Origin of the sequence: Maridesulfovibrio zosterae DSM 11974 (assembly GCF_000425265.1) — a bacterium.
Taxonomy (GTDB): Bacteria; Desulfobacterota; Desulfovibrionia; order Desulfovibrionales; family Desulfovibrionaceae; genus Maridesulfovibrio; species Maridesulfovibrio zosterae.
Genome location: NZ_AUDC01000010.1, coordinates 62,954 through 79,166 on the forward strand (window position 1 = coordinate 62,954; position 16,213 = coordinate 79,166).

Consider the following 16,213-nt stretch of genomic DNA (forward strand, 5'->3'; position numbering starts at 1 on the left):
AGCATATAAGGTGATAATATGCCTTAGCCGTAGAGGGTTCAGTAAATGCCTACAAGACCAAATTATATACCGACAATACTTATTATTGATGATGAACCGTTTAATCTTGAATTTCTAGAAATAGTTTTAAAACAAAAAGGTTATAACACCCTTACTGCCACAAATGGCAGAGCCGGTCGCGATCTGGCTGAAGAAAAAAAACCGGACTTGATACTATTAGATATCATGATGCCCGGAGAGAATGGATTTGAGTGTGCCTCAGTACTAAGACTATCCCCTGAGACATCAGAAATTCCATTTATTTTTCTTACAGCGTTAGATGATGTAAAAAATACAAACAAAGGATTTGATGCTGGAGCCGTAGACTTTATTGTAAAGCCATTTGACTATAAGGATGTTCTACATCGCATCAGAACCCATCTGCTTATTGCACAATGTGACCGCAGAATGTTTTCAGGAAACAATCTCGTACCTGTAAATAGCCAGTATCAAAAACTGGAAAATATAAATATTAAGGCAAAGAGTTCTACATTTCGTGCCTCTACAGAGTCAACATCTGCCTTCATATATGAAGCAGCAATCATATCTGAAACAACTGAAGGCCATTTACTGTTATGCATAACGCCTAAAGATGAAATCAATAAAGTTTATTCAATCATAAAACAGCTTCTTTCAGAGAATACAGGGCCACTCTATTCTCCTGCCATAACTATGCGAAATATAGGCATGCAACTTAAAAAAGTTACACAAGCCGACACAATTATATATGGTATCTTCTCAGTCCTTAATCGTGAAAGAGAAATTTTAACTGTTGTAAATGCAGGAGCATTACCCCTCATTTTTTTCCCTTCAAGCAATAAACCATCAATCCTGATCGAAAGACAGAGTGGGCCGCTAGGCTCTTTAGGTCGGGGTCTTCCACCCTGCTCAACTTATGATATGGGTACGGGAGCGCGCCTTTTCATGTTCAACAGAGGAATGCTCACGAATTTTACAACCAATGGAGAAGCAATAAATACATTACGAAAACATTTTGAACTTTCAGCTGAAGGTAATATAGAAAAAAACTGTCAGGACGCAGGAAAATTACTGCAAAAAACAGGAAAGAATCTGGATGGTATTATAGTTGCGATTGAGGGCTAGATGTATGGTTCTTTCTAGTTTAAAATTTAAGCCACATTGATAAAAACTCAACAAACTGTCTTCATAGCATAAAAAAGAGGGGAAACTTTTTAAAAGTTTCCCCTCTAATCCTTGAAAAAAATACCCAAAGGGCTTTCTGACAATAACTACTTCACAGATGCAACAGGGTTATTGGCTCCTTTCCATGCAAAAATTCCACCAGGATATCTTTTAACATTGGTATAGCCGAGTTTCTTGGCCCATGCTGCTCCGTTGTGGCTGCGGGTACATTTTACAAAACCGCAATAGATAACAATGAGCTTATCTTTGTCAGGACCAAGCAATTCAATGAACTGCTCTTTTGTTTTACCGTCTGTTTCTTTGACGTCCCACTCAACCATATCCGGGATAGGAAACAGAAACTGTTTAGCTCCTGGCACATGCTCTTTCTTGTAGCTTGCTTCATATGGCATAGTGTCGATAATAACCATATCCTCTTTCTTATCCATCAATCCCTTAAGCTCTGCAGTAGTGATAATATCATATTCTCCGCGCTGAACTTCGCGAACGAGTTTCACAGCACCCTTTTCTTTTTCCACTTCCTGACCGAATTTATCCGACCCCAGACAACCGATCAAAGAAAACATGAGTACACAAATAGCGCCAATGGAAATAATATTCTTAGCCATTTTCATCAAAACATCCTCCAGAAATTCAGATTATTAACGTGTAACAAGAGCAAAAACAGATCTGGAACGAAACCCCTTAACCTTTCTCAAAAAATACAGATACCCGCATGCACCGAGCAGAAAAAAATCTCTGATCAATGCCTCCCGGAGAGAGTGATAAGCCTCTCCTTCAGGGTCTCCCGGAGCAAAACATCCACAATCAACATCAAGGCCCATATTGATTCCGTGAGCCAGCACCCCCATAAAAACAAGTAACAAAACCATGTAGGATGAAAGCGCCCCTTTAATGTCCCAGAACAGTCCGACAGCAATCACTATTTCAATTACAGGCAAAACTGCTGCCGCAATAAGATTCAACTGATCAGGCAACACCCCGTATCCACCGATAACTTTAGCAAAGCCATGCACATCCATAAGCTTACCCGCTCCAGAATATAAAAAAACAATGGAGAGAAGCACCCTGATAATGAAATAGGCTTGCCCGGACATCAATTTATTGACCATTTAAACCTCTTGCAGACAAGATAAAGTCTTTATGGTTACACTCACATAGATTTTAAAATCAAATAGTTATAGCTGATCATTATTCATACAATTGATCTGTAAAATCGATATCTATAACTTCACGCAAAAATACCCTTTGAATAGTGTAAGGTTATACCGTAGACTAATAAGATATATTTTAAGTTTTAATAGGATACATTTATGACCAATTCAAAAGATGACCAACCTGCCGACAATATGCAAAACAGCGTTCATGCCGAACCGGATAAAGTGGTTGAACCAGAAGAATCCATGCCGGAACTCGCAAAAAAAGACCTCCCACAATCAATACTGAACGCCCTTGAGAGTACAGGATGGGACAACCTCACCCCGGTACAGTCAAAATCACTTCCATATCAGTTACATAATCAAGACCTCATGGTACAGGCCAAAACCGGAAGCGGAAAAACAGGTGCCTTTGTCATGCCTCTTCTGGAAAAACTAGACCCCAACATAAACTATACTCAGGCCCTTATTCTGGTACCTACACGCGAACTGGCCAGACAGGTTGAACGGGAAGCTGAAAAAATTTTTGAAGGATCAGGACTCCGGGTACTTTCTGTTTATGGTGGAGTCGGCTACGGACATCAGCGTGAAATGCTTGAACAAGGGGCACATCTGGTTGTAGGAACACCTGGTAGAATTCTAGATCATCTGCTTAGACGAACCTTCGACCTTGAAGATCTAGAAACTCTCATTTTTGATGAAGCCGACCGAATGCTCTCCATCGGTTTTTACCCGGATATGCGTGAAGTCAAATCATACTTACCTCGCCGACCTATTTCCACTTACATGTTCTCGGCAACATTTCCTGAACACGTTCTTCGCCTGTCCAAAGAATTCATGTACAAACCGCAACTCCTCAGCCTGAGCAGTAAGCAGGTACATGTTACTGAGATTGAACATGCATATTACGAAGTCCCATCCATGGGTAAAGAACGTCAGCTCATGAGAATTCTGGAAATTGAAAATCCCACTTCAGCAATAATTTTCTGTAATACCAAAGCCAACGTTGAATTTGTATCAGCAGTGCTGAACAACTTCGGCTTCAATGCCGCAGACCTTACATCCGATCTGTCGCAATCAAAACGAGAGAGAGTTCTGGCGCAGCTACGCAGTGGAGATATCCGTTTTCTGGTAGCTACCGATATTGCTGCACGCGGTATTGACGTTCCAGATCTCTCCCACGTTATAATGTATGAGCCGCCGGAAGATAAAGAATCATATATTCATCGAGCAGGACGCACAGGACGCGCAGGATCATCAGGTATAGCAATCTCACTTGTTGATGTTATTCAAAAGCTTGAGCTTCAACGAATTGGAATAGCTTATAAGATAGAGTTTGAACACAGAGCATTGCCTGATGATGCAAAAGTCATTGAAACCATTAACGAACGCCTTACAAATATTCTTGAAAGCCGCTACCGTTCCAAAACAATTCTCGAAAGGGAACGTATCAGCCGTTATAGGGGTTTGGTCAATCAGCTTTCACAGGATGATGAACAATGTACTCTTGTGGGTATGCTCTTAGATGAACTCTACCAGAAATCACTCCATGCCCGCGCAGAGCAACCACCGGCTCCAAAACCTAAACCGGCGCCAAGGAACAGAAACTCCGGCACAAGAAACAAGCCTTACCGGGGAAAACCGAAAAGCGGGGGATCTCAGGGCAAACGGGGAGGCTCTTCCAATAAAAACCGAAGATAGCCAATAAAAAAGTTCTTACTGTTCTAGATATTAGACTGGAATTTTTTCGGTCTTACATTCTTGCTTTATAAGCAGAACATTCTTGAGAAAAATTAAAATAATTTGCTCTATTTAAATAGCCTCCTGAAATTTGACTATTTCAAGAGGCTATATTTCGGACTTTAGTCCAATAATTTTTCTCGCTGGACTGCAAATCACTTATTGAAAATAATTTTCAGAATTCCCCACTTCTAAGTTGTATAATTTGATCTTATCAGTTAGAAACGCCTTCTTTCAAAGAGGGAAGCCTACTCCAAATTAGGATTCATGTTCCGATTCATACACATATTGTTCATAAAATTATTATTTTTTTAAGATAGTTGAGATATTTTTATACACCTGTGGAAAACTATCTTGTTCCCTTTGTTCTAAAAATTAATCCACGCAGGAACCAATTTCCCAGCTCCGCTTAATTCTTTTTCCAATCTCTCAACATCAGGCTCAACCATTTTCACCAGTCGCCAATATTTAGCTGAATGGTTAAGATGTACAGTATGGCAGAGTTCATGAACCAAAACATAATGAACCAATTGGTAGGGAAGGAACATAAGTTTTAAATTCAGGTTGATATTCCCTTTTACAGAGCAGCTTCCCCAACGCTTGCGTTGCGAACGGATAAAGACCTTATTAAACGGTAAATTAAGATCATGAGAAATCTTTTGCAGTTCTTTAACTAAAAAAACTTTCGCCTGATTACGCACAAATGCTCTCAAAACAGATAGTTCATTTTCATCAGTCCAGTCCTTCCCACTTATCAAGAGCCTGTCTACATTTTTGCGTAAGCGAAGTCCTGATTTATGATTCCGGACTCTTCGAATCGTATACTCTTCACCTGTAGCTGAAAAATAGATTACATCGGGCAAGATCAGGTCAGGCGGAGACAGAGAAAGCCCCTTTTCTTCAAGTTTTTTAATGCCTTCTTCAATCCACTCCCGTCTTCTCTCCAAAAATCCAGGAACTTCGCTTTGATCTATTCCCTTGGGCAGCACAACTTCAATCCCCTGATCAGGAATAAGCTTGATAATAACATTTTTTGCCCTTGCACTTACCCGCACGCAATACGGAGGAGGAAAGCCTGCCATAAAAAAACCAACCTTAATTAACTTTATTTAAAATCCTGAGCAAAAGTTCACGCCAAAATTTGTTCTTGTATTATCGATACTAGAGGATTAAGTTTTTTTCCCTACTTAGTAACACTTCCTATCTCACCAATACCATTTCAAGGATTATAACGTGACCACAAAGAATCTGACATCTCGAAAGATGTATATTTTTCTGCTCATTCTGACCATAGCCACATCTATCAGCTTTCAAGGCTGGCGCACACTGCTTAACAACTTTGCAGTACAAGTAGCAGGACTGGATGGAGGACAGTTTGGAGCTGTAGGCTCTATCAGAGAAATCCCCGGATTCCTCTCTTTATTTGTCATATATGTGCTTATGGTTATCAATGAGCATAAACTTGCTGCCATTTCTGTTGCTGTGATGGGTGTAGGTATAGCAATAACCGGATTCATGCCTTCATTTGCAGGAATTGCATTTACAACAATAATTATGTCCTTTGGATTTCACTATTACGAGACATTAAATCAGTCATTAACTTTACAATACTTCGGATATTCTGAGGCCCCTATTGTTATGGGCAGACTACGCAGTCTAGGGGCGGCAGCCAATATTGCAGTAGGAGTCGTTATATTAGCAATCTCTGGCATATTTGAATATAAAGAGCTTTTTATGGGAGCCGGGATAGTCGCAATTCTTGCAGGGATATATTGTTTCTTTCAAGACCCATCTTCAACAGATATCCCCATACAGCATAAAAAAATGATTTTCCGCTCCAAGTACTGGCTGTTTTATGCCTTGAGTTTCATGGCTGGGGCACGCAGACAGATATTTGTAGCCTTTGCCGTATTTCTGCTGGTTAAAAAATTTGATTACTCAATTCAGACCATCGCAGCCCTTTTCATTGCCAACAATGTTATCAACTATTTTCTAAACCCAATCATTGCCAAATCGGTAAATAAATATGGCGAACGAAAAGTTTTAACCCTTGAATACGCAAGTCTTGTATTAATATTTATCTCTTATGCTTATACAGACAGTCCGATTGTTGCAGGTTTTCTTTATATTCTTGATAATATTTTTTTCAATTTCTCTATGGCAGTCAAAACATTTTTTCAGAAAATAGCCGACCCGAAAGACATCGCCCCCAGTATGGCTGTCAGTTTCACAATCAACCATATTGCTGCTGTATTTGTTCCTGTAATCGGAGGTATCGCCTGGATGCAGGATTATAGAATAGTGTTTTTGGGTGCTGCAGTGTTATCAATGTTTTCACTTTTCATGAGCCAGTTTGTCGATAGGGAACTAAAACTAAAAGGCAAATCATAAAATAAAAAGTTAGATGATAACATTATATTAATAAAAATTAGCACCATATCTTGAACCTAATTAGAATAAAGGCTGCCTATCATGGCAGCCTTTATATTGAATACAATAAACAAAACACAACAGATTTTGCTTTTATAAATTCTAAAAGAACTTACACAAAGCCATCTACATTTTGCAAATGTTTACAGTCTTTACAAAGCTGTATAAATAAAGAGATTAAGAATATTATAAAAATCCTGCAGGCTATATTTTAAAAGGACATAAAGTGGATATAAAAAATAAAAAGATCAATGACGTAAATATCGTCGGGGTTAAAGGTCGGCTTGATGCTATAACATCAACTAATTTTGAAGAGGCAGTGTGTGTTCTCATTAACTCCGGGGAAAATAAAATTGTTTTCGACCTAAGCGAGCTGGAGTATATTTCAAGTGCAGGACTTCGGGCGATTTTATGTTCAGCCAAAAGATTGAAAGCAATTGATGGACAAATTGCATTTGCAAATATCAACGGAATGATAAGTGAAGTTTTTGAAATTTCAGGTTTTGGATCTATGTTCAACATATACAGTTCTGCACTTGTAGCTGCGGACAAATTATCAGAACAGAGCTAAAGATGAAGAGTCTATTCTTGCCACTTATTTTAGTCTTCTGCATTTTCCTGGTCCCATCTGTTTCGTATTCAGCCTCCTTCTCTAAATCAGAAATTAAAAATGAAATTCGCAAGACTCTCAAGGAAGAACCTCAGCTAATTTTTGAAGCACTGAAAGGGCACGAAGAAGAGCTTTATGATTTAATTCAGATCGGACTTGAGAAGAAAAATAAAGCAAAAATCAGGGATAGACGTCTTAAACAGCTTACAAATCCTAAACTGGCCAGGAAATATCCAAAACGGCCAATATGGGGAAGTGCAAATTCTAAAATATCCATTATTGCTTTTTCTGATTTTCAAAGCGCAACATGCAGCAAAGCTGATAAAACAATAATAGAATTGCTTAAAAAGCATCCGGAAATAAACTACAGGTTCAGGCACAATCCGCTTGGCATTCACAAAATGTCACGTCCTGCAGCAATGTACTATGAAGCCGCAGCAATACAAAATCACGAACAGGCTAAAACACTGAATCACCTGATACTTAAAAATCGTCTTAAAATTAAAAAAAACGGAACTAAAGAACTTGATAAATTAGCCATAGCTGCAAATTTAAACATAAAGAAACTACATCAGGATCTAAATCTACCAGAGATAGCAAAAAAAGTTGATCAAGACATCGCTGAAGCCAAGCAATTAGGCTTTACAGCTTCACCGGTATATCTTGTCAACGGCGTAACAGTTACTGGAGCAAGGACTCTTGAAGAATTTGAAGAAGTTCTTGAAATGATCAATTCACAAACTCCATAAAAACTTTATCCGTATAACTAGGAAATACTATTTATAATACATGATAATCTAAAAATATGATTAAGGAGCTTTTAGAAAAAGATTAAATACTGGGCAGAAGGCGAAAAATAATCTATTATGAATAATGAACCTCTTGCCAGAAAAAAGGAATGTTTCTATGCCCCTTAGTGACTCCGAAATCCCACGAGTATTCCTCCATACAGGAGATGGCTATATCGGAGTAAAACCCACCATTGTTTCAACAGTGCTTGGATCATGTGTTGCAGTATCAATGTTTTCCAACCGTACTAAGCAAGGTGCAATATGCCATGCGTTTCTCCCCTATAGACATGAAGCAAAAGCTGAAAATGAGCGTTCAATTCAGATTTGCAGATATGTAGACACAGCCATTGACCATTTGCTAAGCTCTATGTTGCGTCTAGGGGTCAAAAAAAATGAACTTGAAGTTAAATTGTTTGGTGGAGCAACAGGACTGACCACAGCACAGGTCAGGCCACCTTCTGCACTGGGGATTGGAAACAGAAATGTCAAGGCAGCTCTTGACTGCCTGGCAGAAAAAGGGCTGTATCCAAGCAGAATGGATGTTGGCGGAAATGTTGGGCGCAAACTTCTTTTTGCAACCAACAGCGGAGATATCTGGATGAAAAGACTGGAAAAATCTATGTTTCAGAACACTCCCGTCAACCAGAATGCCCGGAATAAATAGCAGCTCCTGCAGACCTGACAATAAGCACCAAGTTCTCTCTTACAATTCTCCCACCAAACGAAAATAATGATTAATACAAAAAAAAGATCTGTTTCTATACTGACGGCAATTTTATTTTTATTTCTGTGCAGCCTGGCACAGGCAGACAATACACTCTACCAATATTCAACGATAGACTCACTACTCATTGGTAACTATGACGGCGAGCTTACAGCTGTAGAATTGCAGAAACACGGAGACACAGGACTTGGAACGTTTAACAGTCTTGATGGCGAAATGATCTTTATTGATGGTAAAATTTTTAAAGCAAAAGCAGACGGCAAAGCAGTTGAGGTCGAGCAATCTCAACGCTCCCCTTTTGCTGAAGCTGTTTTCTTTAAAACAGACTCAATAATTAAAATAGACTCTTCGAAATCACTGGAAAATCTAAACGAACAAATTACCAAAGCGCTGGGATCTGAAAATATTTTTTATACCATCCGTATTGATGGTACATTTGAATCAGTACGAACCAGAAGTGTCCCAGCCCAACAAAAACCATACCGCCCTCTAGTTGAAGCTGTAAAAGAACAGCATATATTTAAATTCAGTAAGATTGAAGGATCGCTCATCGGTATCAAAAGCCCGGCTTATGTCAAAGGAATTGGGGTTTCCGGTTATCATTGGCATTTCATAACGAAAGACCGTACTGCCGGCGGACATGTTCTGGACTGCTCATTTCGCAACCTTGCAGCCAAAGTAGGAAATTACAACAATTTTTCACTGCAATTACCTGAAACAACAAGCTTTCTGGACGCAGACCTGACTAAAGACAAAGAAAAAGAATTAAAAAAAGTAGAAAAAAATCCTAGTAAAGATTAATATTTGTATAAGAAGATTTATTTCATCGTCCACAAGCTGCCTCGGAGAAAAATATGCACAAACAAATAGTAATCAAAGTAGATGAAGACCTTGAAGAAATCATGCCAAGGTATCTTGAGATCAGACAAAAAGAGCTCATTGAACTAGAAGAAGCTGTTCAGGCTGAAAATTTCGAACAAATCAGAATGCTCGCCCACAAACTTAAAGGGACCGGATCAGCATATGGTTTTGATGAACTCACCCGTCTTGGGACTCTCATTGAAGACAAAGCAACTGACAAGGACATAAGCAATGTTCCTGAATTCACATCAGAAATTCGCTTTTTTCTTAGCAATCTTGAAATTGAATACGTTGAAATGGATTAAGTAACCGCACAAACTATAGTTACTAAAGTTTGTGCGGTTTTATTTTAATCAAAAGTCAGTTCTGCTTTTAAAGCAAAAATTTTCCGGTCACAGAATCTGGGTTTGCAATAATCTCTTCAGGGGTACCTTTTGCAACAATCTGCCCGCCAGACTCACCTCCCCCTGGACCTAAATCAAACACATAGTCGGAAGCCTTAATCACGTCGGTGTTATGCTCGATAACAATCACGGTAGCACCCTTCTCAACAAGCTGCTGCAAAACTTTGATCAGCTTACCAACCTCGTGCATATGCAAACCAGTCGTCGGTTCATCAAGAATATATAACGCCCCTGGAAGGCTTCTTTTCCCCAGCTCACGTGAAATTTTAATACGCTGTGCTTCTCCACCGGAAAGTGTGGTTGCAGGCTGTCCCAATTGAACATACTCAAGCCCGACCTGTTCCAACACTTCAAGTCTGCGTTTCAAAGTCACGTGATTTTCAAAAAAAACTTTAGCTTGGCGCACGGTCATATTAAGGACCTCAGCAATATTGAGCCCTTTATAGTCAACTTCAAGAGTCTGGCTATTGTAGCGCTTGCCTTTGCAGACATCACAGGTCACGTAAACATCAGGCAGAAAATGCATTTCAACTCTGATCTGCCCATCACCACGACATGCTTCGCAGCGTCCGCCGCGCACGTTGAAACTGAAACGCCCTGGTTTATAGCCACGCTTCCTTGCTTCCTTGGTTGCACAAAAAACTTTCCGTATATCGTCAAAAATCTTGGTATAGGTTGCAGGATTAGAACGAGGGGTTCGGCCTATAGGAGACTGATCAATTGAAATAACTTTTTCAATTTTATCAATGCCGTCTATACCTGAAATACGTCCGGGCTGATCAACTTTCACGCCTCGTGAAAGTGCAAGATGTTTATACATGGAATCTACTACCAGCGAACTTTTACCTGAACCGGAGACACCGGTAAAACAGCAAAGGACACCCAGCGGTATGTCCACATCAATATTCTTAAGATTGTTAGTTTCAACGCCCTTAAGCTTAATCCAGTCTTTTGGAATGCGCCGTTCATCAGGCTTATCCAGAGCAAGCTCTCCGCGAAGATATTTTGCAGTCAAAGACTGAGACTTGCCAAGCAGGTCATCCACACTCCCCTGATATACAATTTCCCCGCCAAGCATACCTGAACCGGGACCAAGCTCGATCACATGATCAGCATTACGGATAGTAGATTCATCATGCTCAACTACCAGAACTGTATTACCTCTGGTTTGCAGGGAGCGCAGAGTCTCAAGAAGTCGTTCATTATCACGAGGATGAAGCCCTATGGAAGGCTCATCAAGTACATAGGTCACTCCCACAAGACCTGAACCAAGCTGTCCTGCAAGCCTGATCCGCTGAGCCTCACCACCTGAAAGAGTTGCCATATTACGGCCCAGATTCAGATAATCAAGACCGACATTAACCATAAATCCAAGCCTGTGGGTAAGCTCTTTCAGCAAAGGCTCGGCTATAAGTAAATCATGACCTTGAAATTCAAGTTTTTCCAGCCAGTTAAGAGCCTTGCTGATAGACATTGAACAAAATTCAGCAATGGAAACACCTTCGACTTTTACGGCAAGAGATTCAGGACGCAATCTTGCCCCGTCACAGGCAGGACAAGGACGGGACTGCCGAAAACGAGAAAGCTCATCACGCCAGATACGACCTAAATTACGGCCTACCTCCAACAGATCGACAACACCTTCCCACCCAAGTTCTTTATCGCCATAAAACAGCGCATCATGTGCGGCCTTTGAAAACTCACTGATTGGTGTATCAACCTTAAAACCGCATTTTTTACCTAACTTACGGAAAATATCCTCGTAGCGCTCGAACATTTTAGGAGATTTCCACGGAATAACTGCTCCCGTTTTGAGCGATAATCCTTTGTTGGGAGCAAGCAATTCAGGTTCATAATATTCTACACTGCCTATTCCTGAGCAAACCTGACATGCTCCCTGCGGGCTGTTAAATGAAAAAAGCTGAGGGGAAAGTTTCGGCATACTGATTTTACATGAAGGACAGGTCGACATAGTCGACAGATAAATATCCTCACCACCGATAACAGAAACTACGATAGACTCATCCCCATAGCGCAGAGCAAGTTCCAAAGAATCACCCAGACGCTTTTTCATATCACCTTTAATTACCAAACGATCCACAACAAGATCAATATTATGCTTCTTATTTTTCTCAAGATCAGGAACATCATCTATGGTGTACATCTGCCCGTCCACCCGTACACGCACGAAGCCTTCTTTCTTAAGCTTTTTCATAAGATCTTTGTGCGTACCTTTCTGATGATCTATAAGGGGAGCAAGCAGCATAAACTTAGTTCCCTCATCTAGGGACATTATGCGCTCAAGAATCTCATCAGAACTTTGTGCCTCAATAGGGTCACCGCACTCAGGACAATGAAAAAGCCCAAGTCTGGCAAAAAAAACACGCAAAAAATCATAAATTTCAGTGACAGTACCTACGGTTGAACGAGGGTTACGCGATGTTGACTGCTGCTCAAGCGAAATAGCTGGGGATAAACCTTCAATCTTATCAACCTTAGGCTTATCAAGCTGCGGGAGAAACTGTCTGGCATACGCCGAAAGAGACTCAACGTACCTCCGCTGTCCCTCGGCATAAACAATGTCAAAAGACAGAGTAGATTTTCCAGAACCGGAGGGGCCGCAAACAACGACCAGCTCATCTCGGGGAATATCAAGGCTTAAATTTTTAAGGTTGTGCTGACGAGCACCTTCAATATGTATTGTCTTTTTCTTCATATGATGCCTTCAAAACCTAACATGATCATCTAGATCCTTGTCGATGCACTTCTTTTTTATCAGTACCTTGCGGGATTATCCTGCTGATTTGTAATAAAAAGGAATTGCGAATCTAAGAATCCTGGTTAGGCCGTTTTGATTTTTAATGAGTGAGGTGAAAGAATAAACACTTCTTGATTAATGGCAAGTATAACAGGAATGATTATCAATTATTTATTATATATCTTTCTATTTCCGAACCTATGAAAAATCTACTTCAGCAAAAATGTTTATATAACTATGGCAACGAACATTTTTTTACTGCACAGGTCGTAAAATTATCTTCAACATCTTCAAGCCCATTTTCATTAATCTCTTGAATAAACTGCTCAACCAGTTCTGGATCAAGAGCTGGACCAGCCAGTTTTCGCAGAATAGAAAAAGCCTTCTCCAAATCCATAGCATCTTGATATGAACGATTGGTGGTAATCGCATCGAAAACATCTGCAATACTGAGAACTCTTGAACCTTGCTTTATCTCGTCACCTTTTAACCCACATGGATAACCTGTTCCATCCAGCCGTTCATGATGTGAATGCACAAATTCAATGGCAGGACCTAAAAAACTAAGCCCTCTAAGCATACAATATCCCCACTCAGAGTGCATACGTATTTCATTCAGCATCTCGTCATCAACTCTTGTATCTTCATTCTGTATCAGCCGGTCACTGAAACCGATTTTACCTATATCATGCAAAGTTCCAGCGACTTGAACAGTCCATATCTCTTCCTTAGACCACTCCAGTCTCCGCGCAAGACGCTCACAATAACGACCAACCCGCTCACCATGCCCGCGAGTATACGGATCACGCAGACTTAATCCACGCGCGACAGCCTTGACCGTAGCAATAATATTACATTTCAGATCATCATTAGCCTGCTCCAGCGCAAACTCACGAGCTTCGATGCGAACCATCATTAGCCCCACGGACTCCGCCACTTCACGGATAAATGGATCATATTTATCAGAAGTAAGTTCCATAATATCATTAGAAAAATTTCCACCTGAAATATCCTGAATACAAGCTAACAGCTCGGTTAATCCGTCCATGTGTCAATCTCGCAGTTAAGAGTGAATTGATTTAGTATGCATTCCGAGCCACAGTACTGCCACCTAAATAAAAAAGCAAAAAACGATTTGCACGAAGCTTTGCTTGCTGTACTATTCATTGTCAGAATCATAAGACTGCTACAGAAACAAATAAGATTGAGGAATCATCCAAATATCTGATTTACCGAAAACCAATCATGACTAAGCTTAAACAATAATTCAGAATAAAAAACAAAAAATAAAGGGGTATACTATGAATTCTTCATTTAATTTCCACATTCCTACCAACATTATCTTCGGCCCGGGTCGTATCAAAGAATTGGCAACAGTTGATCTGCCGGGTAAAAAAGCTCTGATTGTAACAACCGCAGGTAAATCTGTAATCAAATTCGGCTATCTGGATAAAGTCCTTGCAGCTCTCAAGGAGCATGGAGTTGAATCAGTCATATTCAACAAAATTCTCCCTAACCCCATTGTCGACCATGTCATGGAAGGAGCGGCCCTCGCCCGTGAACAAGGTTGCGACTTCATCATCGGTCTTGGCGGCGGAAGCCCCATTGACTCTGCAAAGTCCATTGCCATCATGGTTAACAATCCCGGACATTACTGGGATTACATCGGCGGAGGATCAGGAAAAGGACAGCCTGTTACAGAAAAAGCTCTACCGCTGATCGCCATACCTACCACAGCAGGAACAGGCACCGAAGCTGATCCATGGACCGTTATAACCAACATGGAAACTCAAGAGAAAATCGGGTTCGGCACTAAGGACACTTTCCCGGTAATCGCCATTGTCGACCCGGAACTTATGCTCAGCCTTCCTCCGCATTTGACGGCTTATCAAGGCATGGATGCATTCTTTCATGCGGCAGAAGGGTATCTGGCAAATGTCAACCAGCCAGCCAGTGACCTTTTCTCACTCAGCTCAGTAAAGCTGATTACTGAAAATCTTCCTAAAGCGGTAAAAGACGGCTCCGACATAGAAGCACGTACCGCATTAGCATGGGCCAGCACTCAGTCAGGTATGGTTGAGTCCACATCAAGCTGCATTTCGCAGCACTCTATGGAGCACGCACTCTCAGCCTTCGACCCGTCTGTAACCCATGGAGCAGGATTAATTATGCTAAGTGTCCCGTACTTTACTTTTATGGCTGAAAAAGTACCCGAAAGATTTCCGGCTCTCGCAAAGGCAATGGGAGTTGACGTAGATGCTCTGCCGGAAAATGAGCGGCCAATGGCATTTGTTACTGCCCTGAAAAAACTGATCAAGGATATCGGCTGTGACGGACTGAATATTAACGACTTTAATCTGGAAAAATCGCAAGCTCCGGCCCTCGCCGATAATGCTATGAATGCTATGGGATTCCTGTTCACTCTCGATCCATACGCAATGAGCAAGGAAGAGTGCATCGGTATTTTTGAAAAGGTTTTCGAAGCTTAATATTACCAATTTTAATTTAACTATTCCAAGAAAAAACCTCCCTGCTTCACTTGAAGAGGGAGGTTTTTATCAAATAACAAACTATATAAATCCAGCTCTACGAATCCCCGACATGCTCTTTAAAAGCCTGAACGGTATTGATCAAAAGCTGAGCGATGGTCATAGGGCCGACTCCACCGGGAACAGGGGTCATGGCACTGGCGAGCGGTTCAAGTGCTGCGTAGTCACAGTCACCGACCAGACCTTCATCGGTGCGGTTGATACCCACATCGATTACTACTGCGCCTTCCTTAACCATATCTTTAGTGATGAATTTAGGCATACCTATAGCTGCGAAGACAAAATCGGCTGCTTTAACTTCTTCTGCCAGATTATCAGTACGGGAATGACACACTGTGACTGTGGCATTTGCAAAATCACCATACTGCATAAGCATCATAGCCAAAGGTTTTCCTACAATATTGGAACGTCCGACCACAACAGCTTTTTTACCGGAAGTGGGCAGGTTGTAGCGTTCCAGCAAAGTCATGATGCCCGCAGGGGTGCAGGAACGAAAACCGGGAAGGCCAAGCATAAGCTTACCTACATTCATAGGGTGAAAGCCATCAACATCTTTACCCGGATCAATCAGTTCAAGACAGCGTTGACTGTCCAGACCTTTAGGCAGTGGAAGCTGTAAAAGAATACCATCAATGGTTTCATCAGCATTAAGTTTATTAATTAATGCTTCAAGATCTTCCTGTGAAACGCTAGCGTCTATTCTATGAGCAGAAGAAACAATACCAGCCTTTTCACAAGCAATTTCCTTGTTACGAACATAAACCTGAGATGCAGGATCTTCACCTACAAGTATAACGGCAAGACCGGGTGCTCTCCCGTGCTTTGCTTTCAGTGCATCTATTTCAACTTTCAGCTCTTCACGGATAGTAAGGGCTGTTTCTTTACCATTCAAAATCTGCATTTTATACACTCCGCAGTTTCAGTGCGCTACGCGCTATTTAAGAATGAAAGACATGCCTCCGGCGAATATCCGAGGGCTTAATCCC

Annotated in this window: 15 protein-coding genes; 9 read left to right on the top strand and 6 right to left on the bottom strand. The window is 40.9% G+C overall.

What is annotated here, in order from left to right:
• Positions 1-45: 45 nt before the first annotated feature.
• Positions 46-1,143 (top strand): response regulator, encoded by a 1,098-nt coding sequence (locus tag H589_RS0100910; RefSeq protein WP_027720284.1) that lies wholly within the window; start codon positions 46-48, stop codon positions 1,141-1,143.
• A 146-nt stretch (positions 1,144-1,289) separates the two neighbouring features.
• On the opposite strand, the gene H589_RS21025 is transcribed toward H589_RS0100910, so the two are convergent.
• Positions 1,290-1,817 carry a rhodanese-like domain-containing protein gene (locus H589_RS21025; protein ID WP_035074634.1) on the bottom strand — a complete coding sequence of 176 codons (528 nt, stop codon included), beginning with the start codon at positions 1,815-1,817 and terminating at the stop codon, positions 1,290-1,292.
• A gap of 27 nt (positions 1,818-1,844) precedes the next feature.
• Positions 1,845-2,315 (bottom strand): MauE/DoxX family redox-associated membrane protein, encoded by a 471-nt coding sequence (locus H589_RS21030; protein ID WP_027720286.1) that lies wholly within the window; start codon positions 2,313-2,315, stop codon positions 1,845-1,847.
• A gap of 201 nt (positions 2,316-2,516) precedes the next feature.
• Between H589_RS21030 and H589_RS0100925 the strand changes: the two genes are divergently transcribed.
• Complete coding sequence (locus tag H589_RS0100925; protein ID WP_027720287.1) at positions 2,517-4,061, top strand: DEAD/DEAH box helicase; 1,545 nt, start codon at positions 2,517-2,519, stop codon at positions 4,059-4,061.
• A gap of 407 nt (positions 4,062-4,468) precedes the next feature.
• Here H589_RS0100925 and H589_RS0100930 read toward each other — a convergent pair whose 3' ends face one another.
• A complete protein-coding gene (locus tag H589_RS0100930) occupies positions 4,469-5,182 on the bottom strand; it encodes a M48 family metallopeptidase (protein ID WP_027720288.1) in 714 nt (237 codons plus the stop codon).
• Between the two features lie 151 nt (positions 5,183-5,333).
• On the opposite strand from H589_RS0100930, the gene H589_RS0100935 reads away from it, so the two are divergent.
• The 6 genes from H589_RS0100935 to H589_RS0100960 all read left to right on the top strand — a co-directional run bounded on the left by H589_RS0100935 (position 5,334) and on the right by H589_RS0100960 (position 9,821).
• Positions 5,334-6,491: an MFS transporter gene (locus tag H589_RS0100935; RefSeq protein WP_027720289.1), complete on the top strand. Its 1,158-nt coding sequence runs from the start codon at positions 5,334-5,336 to the stop codon at positions 6,489-6,491.
• A gap of 265 nt (positions 6,492-6,756) precedes the next feature.
• Positions 6,757-7,101 carry an STAS domain-containing protein gene (locus tag H589_RS0100940; RefSeq protein WP_027720290.1) on the top strand — a complete coding sequence of 115 codons (345 nt, stop codon included), beginning with the start codon at positions 6,757-6,759 and terminating at the stop codon, positions 7,099-7,101.
• Between the two features lie 2 nt (positions 7,102-7,103).
• A complete protein-coding gene (locus tag H589_RS0100945; protein WP_027720291.1) occupies positions 7,104-7,889 on the top strand; it encodes a DsbA family protein in 786 nt (261 codons plus the stop codon).
• Between the two features lie 157 nt (positions 7,890-8,046).
• Positions 8,047-8,595, top strand: a complete 549-nt coding sequence (locus H589_RS0100950; RefSeq protein ID WP_027720292.1) for a chemotaxis protein CheD — start codon at positions 8,047-8,049, stop codon at positions 8,593-8,595.
• A 66-nt stretch (positions 8,596-8,661) separates the two neighbouring features.
• Positions 8,662-9,456 carry an acetolactate decarboxylase gene (budA, locus tag H589_RS0100955; protein WP_051249564.1) on the top strand — a complete coding sequence of 265 codons (795 nt, stop codon included), beginning with the start codon at positions 8,662-8,664 and terminating at the stop codon, positions 9,454-9,456.
• Between the two features lie 53 nt (positions 9,457-9,509).
• Positions 9,510-9,821, top strand: coding sequence for an Hpt domain-containing protein (locus H589_RS0100960; protein WP_027720294.1), 312 nt, complete (start codon positions 9,510-9,512; stop codon positions 9,819-9,821).
• A 67-nt stretch (positions 9,822-9,888) separates the two neighbouring features.
• Here H589_RS0100960 and uvrA read toward each other — a convergent pair whose 3' ends face one another.
• Both uvrA and H589_RS0100970 read right to left on the bottom strand, forming a co-directional pair.
• Positions 9,889-12,636 carry an excinuclease ABC subunit UvrA gene (gene uvrA / locus H589_RS0100965; RefSeq protein ID WP_027720295.1) on the bottom strand — a complete coding sequence of 916 codons (2,748 nt, stop codon included), beginning with the start codon at positions 12,634-12,636 and terminating at the stop codon, positions 9,889-9,891.
• A 277-nt stretch (positions 12,637-12,913) separates the two neighbouring features.
• Complete coding sequence (locus H589_RS0100970; protein ID WP_027720296.1) at positions 12,914-13,726, bottom strand: HD-GYP domain-containing protein; 813 nt, start codon at positions 13,724-13,726, stop codon at positions 12,914-12,916.
• A 253-nt stretch (positions 13,727-13,979) separates the two neighbouring features.
• On the opposite strand from H589_RS0100970, the gene H589_RS0100975 reads away from it, so the two are divergent.
• On the top strand, positions 13,980-15,167 hold the full coding sequence (locus H589_RS0100975; protein ID WP_027720297.1) for an iron-containing alcohol dehydrogenase: 1,188 nt from the start codon (positions 13,980-13,982) through the stop codon (positions 15,165-15,167).
• Between the two features lie 97 nt (positions 15,168-15,264).
• Here the strand turns inward: H589_RS0100975 and folD are convergent, their stop codons facing one another.
• On the bottom strand, positions 15,265-16,128 hold the full coding sequence (gene folD / locus H589_RS0100980) for a bifunctional methylenetetrahydrofolate dehydrogenase/methenyltetrahydrofolate cyclohydrolase FolD (protein WP_027720298.1): 864 nt from the start codon (positions 16,126-16,128) through the stop codon (positions 15,265-15,267).
• Positions 16,129-16,213: the final 85 nt, after the last annotated feature.